The organism is Modestobacter sp. DSM 44400 (genome assembly GCF_900107175.1).
GTDB lineage: Bacteria > Actinomycetota > Actinomycetes > Mycobacteriales > Geodermatophilaceae > Modestobacter.
In genome coordinates this window covers 1-11613 of record NZ_FNOZ01000045.1, presented here as the reverse complement: position 1 = coordinate 11613, position 11613 = coordinate 1, and the positions used below count along the sequence as shown (strand labels likewise).

Annotated in this window: 13 protein-coding genes and 2 pseudogenes; 7 read left to right on the top strand and 8 right to left on the bottom strand. The window is 70.6% G+C overall.

Features of this window, described 5'->3' with window-relative positions; translation table 11 throughout:
• Positions 1–137 precede the first annotated feature (137 nt).
• On the bottom strand, positions 138–332 hold the full coding sequence (locus BLW04_RS20190) for a hypothetical protein (protein WP_091546513.1): 195 nt from the start codon (positions 330–332) through the stop codon (positions 138–140).
• Between the two features lie 467 nt (positions 333–799).
• On the opposite strand from BLW04_RS20190, the gene BLW04_RS20185 reads away from it, so the two are divergent.
• Positions 800–1702 (top strand): hypothetical protein, encoded by a 903-nt coding sequence (locus BLW04_RS20185; RefSeq protein ID WP_139306935.1) that lies wholly within the window; start codon positions 800–802, stop codon positions 1700–1702.
• A gap of 123 nt (positions 1703–1825) precedes the next feature.
• Here BLW04_RS20185 and BLW04_RS20180 read toward each other — a convergent pair whose 3' ends face one another.
• Positions 1826–2107 (bottom strand): DsbA family protein, encoded by a 282-nt coding sequence (locus BLW04_RS20180; RefSeq protein ID WP_139306934.1) that lies wholly within the window; start codon positions 2105–2107, stop codon positions 1826–1828.
• An 89-nt stretch (positions 2108–2196) separates the two neighbouring features.
• On the opposite strand from BLW04_RS20180, the pseudogene BLW04_RS20175 reads away from it, so the two are divergent.
• Positions 2197–2520 (top strand): annotated as a pseudogene (locus BLW04_RS20175) (flavoprotein oxidoreductase); the annotation flags it as partial.
• Between the two features lie 363 nt (positions 2521–2883).
• On the top strand, positions 2884–3576 hold the full coding sequence (locus BLW04_RS20170) for a DUF7482 domain-containing protein (RefSeq protein ID WP_091546507.1): 693 nt from the start codon (positions 2884–2886) through the stop codon (positions 3574–3576).
• Positions 3577–3994: 418 nt separating this feature from the next.
• Here BLW04_RS20170 and BLW04_RS20165 read toward each other — a convergent pair whose 3' ends face one another.
• The 6 genes and pseudogenes from BLW04_RS20165 to BLW04_RS20145 all read right to left on the bottom strand — a co-directional run bounded on the left by BLW04_RS20165 (position 3995) and on the right by BLW04_RS20145 (position 8624).
• Complete coding sequence (locus BLW04_RS20165; RefSeq protein ID WP_091546504.1) at positions 3995–4726, bottom strand: hypothetical protein; 732 nt, start codon at positions 4724–4726, stop codon at positions 3995–3997.
• A 15-nt stretch (positions 4727–4741) separates the two neighbouring features.
• Entirely contained in the window at positions 4742–5068 is a 327-nt protein-coding gene (locus tag BLW04_RS28740; RefSeq protein ID WP_254781818.1) for a TniB family NTP-binding protein, read from the bottom strand.
• Between the two features lie 124 nt (positions 5069–5192).
• Positions 5193–5567, bottom strand: a pseudogene (locus BLW04_RS28735) (AAA family ATPase); the annotation flags it as partial.
• Entirely contained in the window at positions 5564–7045 is a 1482-nt protein-coding gene (locus BLW04_RS20155) for a Mu transposase C-terminal domain-containing protein (RefSeq protein ID WP_091546575.1), read from the bottom strand. The gene BLW04_RS20155 and the pseudogene BLW04_RS28735, both read right to left, overlap by 4 nt.
• 13 nt (positions 7046–7058) lie before the next feature.
• The gene (locus tag BLW04_RS20150; protein WP_091546501.1) at positions 7059–7682 is read right to left on the bottom strand and encodes a recombinase family protein; all 624 of its coding nucleotides are present in this window, start codon (positions 7680–7682) and stop codon (positions 7059–7061) included.
• A gap of 123 nt (positions 7683–7805) precedes the next feature.
• Positions 7806–8624, bottom strand: coding sequence for an MOSC domain-containing protein (locus tag BLW04_RS20145; protein WP_091546497.1), 819 nt, complete (start codon positions 8622–8624; stop codon positions 7806–7808).
• 39 nt (positions 8625–8663) lie between these two features.
• On the opposite strand from BLW04_RS20145, the gene BLW04_RS20140 reads away from it, so the two are divergent.
• The 4 genes from BLW04_RS20140 (at position 8664) to BLW04_RS20125 (ending at position 11323) form a co-directional block, all read left to right on the top strand.
• The gene (locus tag BLW04_RS20140; protein ID WP_091546494.1) at positions 8664–9179 is read left to right on the top strand and encodes a GNAT family N-acetyltransferase; all 516 of its coding nucleotides are present in this window, start codon (positions 8664–8666) and stop codon (positions 9177–9179) included.
• Positions 9180–9259: 80 nt separating this feature from the next.
• Positions 9260–9601 carry a cupin domain-containing protein gene (locus tag BLW04_RS20135; protein ID WP_175484161.1) on the top strand — a complete coding sequence of 114 codons (342 nt, stop codon included), beginning with the start codon at positions 9260–9262 and terminating at the stop codon, positions 9599–9601.
• Between the two features lie 344 nt (positions 9602–9945).
• Complete coding sequence (locus BLW04_RS20130; RefSeq protein ID WP_091546490.1) at positions 9946–10707, top strand: trans-aconitate 2-methyltransferase; 762 nt, start codon at positions 9946–9948, stop codon at positions 10705–10707.
• 190 nt (positions 10708–10897) lie between these two features.
• Entirely contained in the window at positions 10898–11323 is a 426-nt protein-coding gene (locus tag BLW04_RS20125; protein ID WP_139306933.1) for a hypothetical protein, read from the top strand.
• Positions 11324–11613: the final 290 nt, after the last annotated feature.

Genomic DNA, 11613 nt, shown 5'->3' with positions numbered 1-11613 from the left:
TGCTGCTCAGGCAGCATCGTGAACCCCAGGTACCTGGGTATGATGGCGCTAGTCCTCTCCACCGAGGATTGCTTCGAGTCGAGTTGCCCCCCTCCGCCGGCCAGCCGTGGGGGGCTTCTCGCTGTTCAAGGCCTGTTTCAGGCGCTGATGGGCATCTCCTGCTGCTCGGCCTCGCGCGCAGCCAGTGCCTTGCGCTGGCGTTCCTCGATGTAGCCAGGCACTGGTAGGCCGTGAGCCTCAGCCAGTGACTTGGTGAGGTAGTCGCCGATCTCGAGGCCTTCGCGCTCTGCCTCGGCGTCGTACAGCCCGAAATGGTCCATGGGCATGCGCACCGTCTGCGCCTTGCGTTCCCCCAGCTTTCGGCGTCCCCCGGTTGGCTGGACTCCTCGCCTGTTCGCCACGCCGTAGTCCTACCAGCAAATCGAATCGGAAACGTGGCCCTTGACAGCTTCGGCGTGTCGACACGTCGACCCTCGGGGCCCTCCACGAACGAGGAAGGGATCGAACGGTGCGCGGCTGTGACACCAGAACTACTGCAAGTTGCCCATCTAGATCCCCGGCGAACTGAGCGCTCCGCGCGCGCCCGTTCACGCACGACTTACCCGATCCGCTGTGGGGAGCATGGGGAGGCACTCGAAACCCCAGGTCAGCAGCCTAGAAGTGCTCCCCAGGCCAGTGGGGAGCATGGTGGGGAGCATGGTGGGGAGCAAGTAGCAAGACGCGCGCAGACGACGACCTGACTGCCGTAGATCCCGTGGTGCCGCAGACTGAGCAGAGACACCGAGCGCGGGAGGATGCGATGCCAGCAGATCGTCGACGCGGCCTGGGTCGCGGCGCCCCCGGCGCCGGCGCCGGCGGTGAGCTGCCTCCAGAGGTCCTCGCCGAGACCCGGCGTCTGTGCGAGGAGATGGGACGCGAGATCGAATCCCGCTTCCCCGGGCTGCGGCCGGACTCCCCTCAACCGGTGCCCGCGGGCACGCCAGCCGGTGAAGAGCGGCTTGAGCGTGCGGCCCGCTGGCTCGATGACCTGATGTGGCACAAGCGGATGTACCGGCCGGCCCGCTTCCGGTGGTGGCCCGAGCACCTGGTCGACATCTGCACCAAGACCACCGGCGGCCAACTGGACTTCTCCACCATGGCGCACCTGCAGCTGCTGCCCCAGCACCGAGACTCAGTCCGAGATGTCGTCCACCAGTTCAGCGGAGCGATCGGCCAGCGCCTGGCCGACTCCTACATGACCCTCGGCTCCTACGACACGATCGGCCGCGAGCTGGGCCTGACCATGGCCGAGATCCGCGGCATGGTCATCTGGTCCGACGTCGAGAACGCGGGACCCGAGGGCTGGTCCCATCCTCAGATCAGCCGAGTGCTGCGGGTCGTCGGCCGGCAGCCCTTTCGCAGCCCGCTGATCGAGACGTGGGAGCTGCTGCAGCTCTCCCGGATGTACCAGGCCGCGGTGGACATCTTCGAGGACCTCACCGTCGACCTGATCGGCGAGCTCCGCGGCCAACGTCTCGACGAGGTTCTGGCAGCAGCGTCCGGGAGTGGCACGGTAAGGCGCATGGAACAGCGCATCCAGCGGGCTGACGCCGCTCGAGGCGGGCCCGGCGACCCGCGTCGCTACCCGACCCAGTTCCTGAGCATCGCAGCCCCTCCGGCGTCCGTCACGACAATGTCGAAGTCAGCTGGTCGGGCAACATAAGGGGGGTTATCGGCGTGTCCCCTGGCTGGCTGAATGCCGTGCGGTGAGACGCTGGCTCCGAGGGCGAGTCGGGGGCATCGGGGCCGTCGTGCACTTCATCAGCTCGGGGTCGGCCCGGACCTGTCAGCCGGTGTAGGCGGCCCGGGCGCCGGTCGCACGCACGGCTGCGGTGAGTGTCGCGAGGTCGAACGCGCCGTGGTGGCGGCGGCCGTTGATGAAGAAGGTGGGGGTGCCGCCCGCGCCGGACATGTCGGCGCCGTCGACGTCCCGGGCGACCCGGCCGGCGAAGCGGCGCTCGGTGACGTCACGGGTGAACCGCTCGGCATCAAGATGCAACTGCCGGGCGTAGCCGACGAGGTCGTCGAAGGAGAGCGCGTCCTGGTGCTCGAGCAGCAGGTCGTGCATGGCCCCAGAACGCGCCCTGGGCGGCCGCGGCATCGGTCGCCTCGGCCGCCAGCCGGGCGTGCGGGTGGACGTCGTCCAGCCAGGAGGCGCAGGCGGCCGGCCACTCCTTCGTGACCGCCTCGGTGGACTCCACTACCAAGGCCGGTTACTTCCCTGGCGCGCAACCCATCCGGATCAAGATGATCGCCGAGCGGCGCAGCGGGCGGCTGCTGGGCGCGCAGGTCGTCGGCCGCAGCGAGGCCGCCAAGCGCATCGACACGTTGGCTACGTGTATCTGGAACGAGATGAGCGTCGACCAGATCCTCTCCCTGGATTTGGCCTACGCCCCACCGTTCTCCCCGGTCTGGGACCCCGTCCTCATCGCCGCCCGCAAGGCCTTCGAGGCCGTGGAAGCCGACGTCCGGCAACTCTGATCCGCGCAGCCACCGAGCAGCCGATGACGACCGCATGGCGGTCGTGCCGTTGACCATCGGCGCCGAGATGGGGGGCCGGCCACGGGCCGCTCGACATCGGGCTGTCACAGCACGGAGCCCACTGACGCGACGGTCGGCAATGGTGCCGCTTCCTTTGGGGGCGGCCCACGACCGGGCAAGGGGCCGGTGGCCGCTACCGGCGCCGTCGGTTACCGCCACGCGGGCTGCCGGCATTGCTTCGAGGACACCGATTTGACCTTCCAGCCGGTGGAGGCATTTGGCTGAACCGCGACAGGGTCGTCGCCACGTGACAGGCGGCCCCCGCCGCTGACCGAGCGCCGAAGACCGGAGGACCACGTAGCCGTGCCGACACGACAGGACGTCGCCGTCTCCCACCCGATGGCCACCGGAACGGCACAGCCCGGCGGCGAGCTCGGGCCCGCAGGGCCGCCACCGGCTGCCCGAACCAGGAACGCCGCCCGCGCGCACCGGGTTCGCCTGCTCACCGGGGTGGCGGCGCTCACGGTTCTGCTCGTCACCGCTTGCGGAGCAACCACTCAGTCCCAGGCGCCGCAGCCCTCGCAACCCGCTGCCGGGGCATCCTCGGCGGGCGCGGCTCCATCCGCCGAGCCGCCGTCGGTCTTCGCCTGGTACGCCAACAAGGACATCCGCTTCGCCCACACTGAGGTCTCCGACCAGAAGATCGCCGACCTGCTGACGGGCAAGAAGAACTCACCGGTGGTCTACGTGCCAGAGCTGGCCAAGGTGCCGCCGGAGGCCACATCCCCGGTGTACATATTCAGCAACGGCATCCAGCCCGAGCACCGCGGTCCACTGGGCTTCCAGGGCGACGTGTTCCCCACCGCACCGGGAGATCCGGGCTACTCCCCGCTGCGTGCCCTGAACCTGGTCACCTGGAAAGATGGCGCCAGCCCACGCCAGCTGACCTCCGCCGCGGACGTCCTGGCGGCGCAGCAGGCGGGGGAACTGACACTCCAGCAGCCCGGGATCATCATCAACATGCCGTTCCTGCAGTGGCCCACGGGGCACCGGTAGCCACCAGCAGCCCGAGCGGATGCGTACACCGACACCCAGCTCACCGGACCGCAGGAGCCAGCCGGCAACGAGGACGGCGCCAGCCCGCCGGCAGCCGTGGCGGGCACTTGAGGTTGCGCCATGACCGACATCCGCACCGTAGGCAGCAGCGGCCGTGACCGCGCCGGCTACGGTCGGGAATCGCTCGATCAAGGCAGTCGCGGCCTGGGGTGCGGGGTGGCTCCGGTGACGAGCAACCCCACGGCCGGGCCATCAGGCGGTGACGGCCGTCCGGGCCGGTCATCCCGCCATCTTGGCACTATGGCCCGGTAAGCAAGGAAGGCCCTCAGTGGCCGCGCCGGTCGCTCGACGCTGCGGGCAGCCGCCGCTCGGCGGCGGGCACGGCGAAGACCCAGCATCTGCAGCCCCATGAGCAGCGTCAGCAGCGGCAGATAGCGGGCCAGGCGCACGTTGACCAGGACCTGTCCGGCCAGCGCCGCGACCACGCCGGCGGCGAGCAGGGAAACGGCCGCGCCGAGGCGTGAACCACGCGGCGGTGCGCATACCGGGTGCGGCGCCGGCAGCCGGGGTGGTCGCGGTGCGCCGGGCCAGGACAACGGCGGTCGCGACGCCGTACGGGGTCAGACCGGCGAGCAGCCCGATCGCCACGACCAGGGCGAGCAGCCCGACCGAGAACTGCTGAGCGGTGAGCAGCGGCTGAGACACCGTCGACCGTGGGCCGAGCGAGGCCCCGCTCGCGCAGTTGTTCGAGGACAACCTCGGTCAGGCCGGCGTCTGCGGTGCCGCCGAGGCGCGAGTGGGAGATCTCGGCGAAGGCGGTGTCCCGGTTGAGGCCGTCGAACGCGTCTGCGCGCAGCAGGTCGTCCAGGAGCTCGGTGAGCGCCTCGGCGGTCTGCTGATCGACGAGCGTCTCGGGGCTGAGCCGGTGCAGCAAGCCTTGGTCGGCGAGGGGCTGAGCCAGGGTCGGGTCGGTGAACAGCGGTCGGTCGCGCATGTAGTCCGGGACCAGCACAGCGACGCCGTCGAAGAACAGCAGCAGGCTCTTGATCCAGTCACTTTGGCCGGGGCGCCAGTACGGCTCGTGGTGGTACGCGACGTCGAGCAGCTGCGCCTTGTCGGCGCCGTCTGCTGGCGCTGCCGGGACGGTCATGGAGGCCTCCGTAGCTCAGGTGTCGCCGATGACGAGGGTGCTGCGGGCGGCATCGATGACGTCGCTGGTGATGACGGTGAGGTCGTTGATCTTCAGGACGCGTTCGATCTGAACGAACAGGCGGTGGACGAGGCGGAAGTTGCCGCGGGTGATCCGGCCGACGGTGGCGACGGCTTGGGCGTCGGTGAAATCGGTGAGGTCCAGGGTCAGCCCCAGCTTGCGCCAGTGGCGGCTCAGGACGAACGCGAGTTCGTCGTCGCCGAGCGGGCGATACTGGTGGGCGAAGCCGATGCGGCTGTAGAGCTGGGGGTAGCGCGACAGCCGCTTGTCGATGCCGGGCATGCCTATCAGCAGGAGCCCAACGGGTCGGCGGTCGAAGCGGTCGCGCAGGTGTTCCAGGCAGGGGTGCGGAGAGCCGGTCGGCCTCGTCGACGACGAGCAGGTCGACGTAGCGCGGCGGGCCGCCGGAGGAGTGCGTCTGTTCGCGGGGGACGTGTTGGTCGATGCAGATGTCAACGCGGCTGAACAGCAGGTCGAGGTCCTTGTCGACCTGCCGCAGCGTGCTGGTCGTGGTCGGGTTGTAGAAGACGGTGCGGGAACGGGCCAACGAGGCGTAGATGTTCGCATCGCTGTCCGAGCGCGGCCCCCACTGCTCGAGCAGCGGCTCCGCGCTGTCCCAGTGGGTGTAGCGGCGGGCGGACAGGGTCTTGCCGACGCCGGCGGGGCCGAAGCACAGGCCGATGTAGCTCTCCCGGCGGACGGCGTCGGCGAACTCGACGAAGCGCCGGTACTCCTTGGTGGCGATGAACGGCCCGGTGCGGCGCCTGGTCAGTGTCGTCACGTCTTGTCCTCCAGGTAGGTGTGCAGCCTCGACCGGGTCCGGGAGGACTGCTGCTGCGCCGGCTCGGTCTGCCGCTGCGCGGTGGTGGCGGCTGCCGGCTCAGCCGGGCGCGGTGGCAGGTACTCGCGGACCGCGGCGCGCCGGTCGTCGAGCTGGGTTCGAAGGGCCCGACGGTGGGCGCTGCGGGCGGTCTGGATGTCCTTGAGCGTCAGTGCCTGGCCAGCGTGCTCACGGCTGATCGCCCGACACAGGAAGCGGCCGCGGTGGAAGACCCGGATTTCGCCGAGGTCGCGCGGGTCGTACCGGATGGTGACTGGCTCGCCGACGTAGGCGGCCAGGGTCGGGTCCAGGTAGCGCAGGCCCTGGAAGCGGATGCCGTCGCGATGCACGACCCGCGGCTTGGCAACCTGGACGAGCAGCAGGTCCAGCTGCTCGAGGCTGTCCGGGGTGCGGGGCAGCCAGCCGTCGGCGAGCCACGCCTGCTGCGGCGCCTGGCCGGTCTCGCTGTGGACGCGCTGGTGGTAGGTGCCGGTGATCCACCTGCCGAGTGCGGCGTCCGCCTCGGGCAGCGTAAGCCGGGCCGGGGACACCGGGCGGCCGCGGACGAGCTGCCCGGGCAGCTGGGGCAGCAGCTCGGTGGTGACGGTGCCGAAGAACCGCTCGATCTTGCCTCGCCCCTGTGGGCGCGCGACGGCGGAGTGCACCAGATCGATGTGCAGGTCGGCGGCGACCGCAGCCACGTGGTCGCTGGTGAAGTCGCTGCCGTGGTCGGCGTAGAGCAGGTCGGGCAGGCCGTGCACCGCCCACGCCGGGTCGGTCTTGCGCCAGATGGCCTGGCGCAGCGCCAGCGACAGGTTCAGCGTCGAGGGCGCCCCCAGGAACAGGCTGTAGCCGGCGACGGCCCGGGAGCAGTCGTCGAGCACGACCGAGAGCCACGGCCGGGCGGGCGTCCCGTCGGCGTCCAGCACCAGCACGTCCAGCTCGGTGTGGTCGGCCTGCCACATCGCGTTCGGCCGGTCGGATTGCCGCCGATACACCAGCTCGTAGCGGTCGCGCAGCGCTGTCGGCCCGTCATGCGCCAGCGTCACCAGCTGCGGGTTCAGGCCGGCGACGATCGCATGCACGGTGCTGTAGGACGGCACGGGCCATCCGTGCTCCGCCGCGGCCAGCGCTGCCTGCCGCGCCACGGTCGCCACCGAGGGGCGGGGGCGACGCAGCGCCAGGCCCTCGACCAGGCGTACCAGCTCGGCCGGCATTCGCCGCACGCCACGGTCGGACCTGCTTGGTCGGGCCAATGCGGCCAGGCCGCCAGTGCGGTAGCGGACCAGCCAGCGCTGCGCGGTGCGCAGCGGGACATGCGCGTCGCGGGCGGCCCGCGTGAGCGGCACCCCGTCATCGACGTGCGGCCGCAGGACCTGCCACCGTCGATCCGCAAGAGCCCGCTGCTCCTGCTCGAGCCCGGCGAGGGTCGACACCATCACCGGAAGCCGGTCACTCGGCCGCGGTGGAGGCAACCGCGGCGCCGGCCGCGGTTGGCACGCCGGCGCCAGCGCGCTGGAGGGCTCGGTAGACGGTGGAGCGCCCGACGCCGAACAACTCCGCGAGGTCCGACGGGTTCTTCTGCCCGGTGCGGTAGAGGTCCACCAGCAGCGCCTCGCGGCCGGGGGTGAGCTTGGGTTTGCGCCCGCGGAGCTTGCCGGCGGCGCGGGCCACGGCCATGCCCTCACGGGTTCGAGCGCGGATCAGGTCGGCCTCGAACTCGGCGACCATCGCTAGCACGTTGAACAGCAGCCGCCCGACCGGGTCGGTCGGGTCGTGTACCGAGCCGCCGAGCTGCAGCCGCACGCCGCGGGTGGTGAGCTCCTCGACGATGTCGCGGGCGTCCGGCAGTGATCGGGCGAGACGGTCGAGCTTGGTGACCACGAGCGTGTCGCCGGCGCGACAGGCGGCCAGAGCCTCGCGCAGGCCCGGCCGGACTCGGGTAGTCCCGGTCAGGCCGTGGTCGACGTAGATCCGCTCGGCGTCGACGCCGAGTGCGGCCAGGCCGTCCCGTTGAGCGGTGAGGTCCTGCCCGACTGTCGATACCCGGGCGTACCCGATCTTGAGTCCGGTCACGGGGTGAGTGTGCCGTACAAGGCACCCTTGTGGGACAACAATTCGGACGGGTCTATTGGGACGACCGGTCCTCGCGCTTCTCCTTGGCGACGTTCTGGTGATCTTGTGTCGCTGGCCGGTCGGCTATCGGACAACTTGGCCGACGTCGATTCGGCCGGGCTGGATGACCTCGGCATAGACCCCGAAGCAGGCTGCGCGCCCGAAGTCGCCCACGGCCGTCTGGTGGTTTCGAGCCAAGGTGGTCAGCAGGTGCCGGTCCAGCGGCGTTGCGGGGTCGGGGTGCAGCGCGGGGACGATGCAGCGTGGCGTGGGCAGCACCACCCGCAGCACGACGTCACCGATCCGCAGCTCCTGGCCCGGTGCCGGGTCGCGCGGTGCGTCCAGGCAGAGGTTGGGGCGGAAGCGCGCGGCGTCCACGGTGCTGCGGCCGACCTGCCGGGCGAGCCGGGCCAGGGCGCCGGTGGTGACCAGGTGCACCGCCCCGAAGTCCACGAACCGGCCGCCCGGCCGGGCGCCGGACAACTCGGTGACCATCTCCTGTCCCGCGGCCGCGTCGTCCATCCACTGCTGCACCAGCCCCGGATCGTCGGGCAGCTGCCGGTGCAGCCGGGCCCGGTCCGGCACGTCCTGCGTCAGCCGCACCGGCCGCTGCAGGTGCTCGGTGAGCAGCTCGTCGGCCTGCCGACTGCCGGCGACCGCCCGCCGCCCGTCCACGCCGACCATGACCTCGCCGCCGCCCTTCGGGTCGACGGTGGCGACGACCTGCAACAGCCGCCCCCAGCGCCCCGGGTGCTTGGCGCTGCCGACCGTGCCGTCGACGACGTCGATGCAGGCCCAGGTCCGGTCTGACCGCAGCCCCTCCCGGTCGACCTGCACCGCAACGAGCTGCTCGCCCTGTGCGCTCTTGAGCGGGTAGCGCAGCACCGCGACGACAGCACTCATCAGTCCAGTGTCCGGGACGCGACCGGGCAGGATGGGCTCGTGGGGGCGGACCGGCAGGAAACGACCGTCACCGTCCGGCCCGCCCGGTACGGCGACCTCGAGGAGCTGGTCGAGCTGCGCCTGGAGAACGGCCGGGTGCACGCGGCCCTGGACCCGTCGGTCTACCGGGTCCCCGACCGCGCCGCGGTACACAGCCACTTCGACGCCGAGCTGGCCGCGGACCACGGCGGGCGAGCCCTGCTCGTGGCCGTCGTCGAGCAGCGGGTCATCGGACTGGCCGAGGTGTCGGCCGACCCGCCACCGCCCGCCCACCAGATCCTGCTGCCGGTACCCACCGGACACCTGCACCTGGTGGTCGCCGCTTACGAGCGGGGTCAGGGAGTGGGCCGCCGGCTGGAGCGCGCTGCCCGCGAGTGGGCCAGCCTGCACAGCGTGCGGCAGCTCGTCGCAGGCATCCACGTGGACAACCACCCCGCACTCGACTTCTACGACCGTCGCGGCTACCGCGACAACGCGACGATCCGCCTCGCCGACCTGGACGACGTGTCCGGATGACGGAGTTCGTCTTCCGACACGGCGCCTCCCGGGCGAGGGGGACAGCACTACCCTCAGTTCATGAACAAGATCGCTGAGTCGTGACCGAAGCAGAGCGTTCCATGCTTGAGGCGCTCGTGACTTACGTCGACACCGCGACGGCGCAGTGGACGGAGGTCGAGCCGGGATACCGGCGAATGACTCTTGTGAACGACCGCGAGTCGGGCACGCGAATAGTGCTCCTTCAGTACGACGCCGGCTACCAGCTCTCCTACCTGGATGAGCACGAGCACGACGAGTACCTCTACGTCCTGTCAGGGACGTTCGTCGACCAGAACCAGGCGTCTGGGCGGGGAACGTTCATCCACAACCGGCCCGGGTCGTCGCATCAGCCCAGCTCGCCAGACGGCTGCACCTTCCTCGCCGTCGTGAGGCGGAGGTAGCCCACGACCTACTGCGTGCGTCTCGCCTACCGCGCCACCGTTGGGCAGCAGCCCGCCCGGCTAGTGGCGCTACGCAGCTCGGCGGACCGTCTGACGGTAGGTGCCGGTAGCGATCGTCTATCAGACGTGATCACCACGGCCAGCCCAGTTCGCTGACCCGGCCACATGGCGCTGTGAGAACCGCGCCGCCTACGGTCGAAGTCACAGGCGTCGGGTGGGGAGCGGGGCGTTCCCGCAGAAGGCTCGTCCTGGGGGACAGTCCGAGCGGGCGAGCTGCAGATCGCGCGGGTAGCGCCTGTCTCGACGTCAAGCTAGGTGTCTCGACCTCGAAAGATCGGATCCTGATGCGCTGGGACCCCTTGCAGTACGCCCGCTACTCCGACCACCGGAGCCGGCCCTTCTTCGACCTGGTCGCCCAGATCAGCGCGGAGTCACCGGCCGCGGTCGTCGACGTCGGCTGCGGGTCCGGTGAACTCACCATCACGCTGGCGCAGCGCTGGCCGGCGGCGACACTCCTGGGCCTGGACTCCTCGCCCGAGATGATCGCCCGCGCACCCGTCGGCCGGGGCGCGAGCTTCACGGTCGGGGCGGCGGAGGACCTCGACGCGTTAGGCGTCGACGTTCTGATCAGCAACGCCGCCTTGCAGTGGGTGCCGCAGCACACCGAGCTCCTCACCCGTTGGGCCGGGCAGCTCAACGACGGCGGTTGGATCGCCTTCCAGGTGCCGGCGAACTTCGACGCTCCCTCGCACAAGCTGATGCGCAACCTCGCCGACTCACCCCGTTGGCGTGGTCGGCTGCAGGGCGTGCTCCGCGACGCTCTGGCAGTGGCCGACCCCGACACCTACCTCGACCTGCTTACCGCAAACGGCCTGCAAGCCGATGTCTGGCAGACGCAGTACCTGCACGTCCTGCCGGGTGACGACCCGGTCCTGGAGTGGGTCCGTGGCACCGGCCTGCGGCCCGTGCTTCAGAGGTTGAACGACGACGAGGCCGACGCCTTCAGCGCCGAGTACGCCGCCCTCTTACGCCACGCCTACCCCGGCCGTCCCTACGGCACCGTCTTCCCCTTCCTGCGCACCTTCGCCGTCGCCCAGAAGGCGTAACCGTCGCAGGTGCCCTTCGCGGAAGTCGCCGGGACCGAGCTGTCCGTCCCAGCAGCCGATCCCGTGTGAGACGACCCGGAGCCTGACCGGGCTCTCCGGCCACGTCGGGTTGGGTGCTCATGCCGTGGAAACCCCGGCGGTATGAAGTGCTTCGAGGACCGCCGTTGCGGGCCGGGGAGAGACTGGCACCATGCGCTCGCTTGCCCATGTGCGGTGGATCGGAGGTGGCAGCGGCGCCGGGAAGACAACGGTCGCCCGATTGCTCGCCGAGCGGTTCGATGCGCCCCTGTACAGCACTGACGCGACGATCGGTGTGCACAGCGATGAGTTGGAGCCGGCTGCGGCGCCGCTGCTGGCGCGTTTCCGACGCATGACCATGGACCAACGGTGGGTCGAAGGCGACCCCATGACGATGTACGAGCACTTCCCGTGGTTCCACGGCGAAGGTTTCAAGCTGGTGCTCGATGACCTCCGGCAGCTGGCCGGCGACGGACCGGTCATCGCCGAGGGCTTCCGGCTCCTCCCGCAGCTGGTCCGTCCGCACCTGTCCGACCGGCGGCACGCGGTCTGGCTCCTGCCCACACCCGGCTTCCGCCGGGCGGCGTTCGCCCGTTGAGGGTCCGCGGACGCGTTCTGGCTGCGCACTCGCCAACCCGACCGGGCCCTGGCCAACCTGGTTGAACGCGACCGCCTCTTCACCGGCCATCTGGCGCGGCATGCGGCCGCCGCCGACCTCCCGGTCGTGCACATCAACCACACCCGCACCGCCGAGGACGTCGCCGCCTGCCTGGCTGAGCGTTTCGGGCTGGCCCGGTGACGGATCGTCATGTGGGAACGGTTGGTGTGCGCCACCTCTTGACGGCCAATTCGTTGGCGCCGTGCGATGGCAGACTGGCTCGGTGGGCG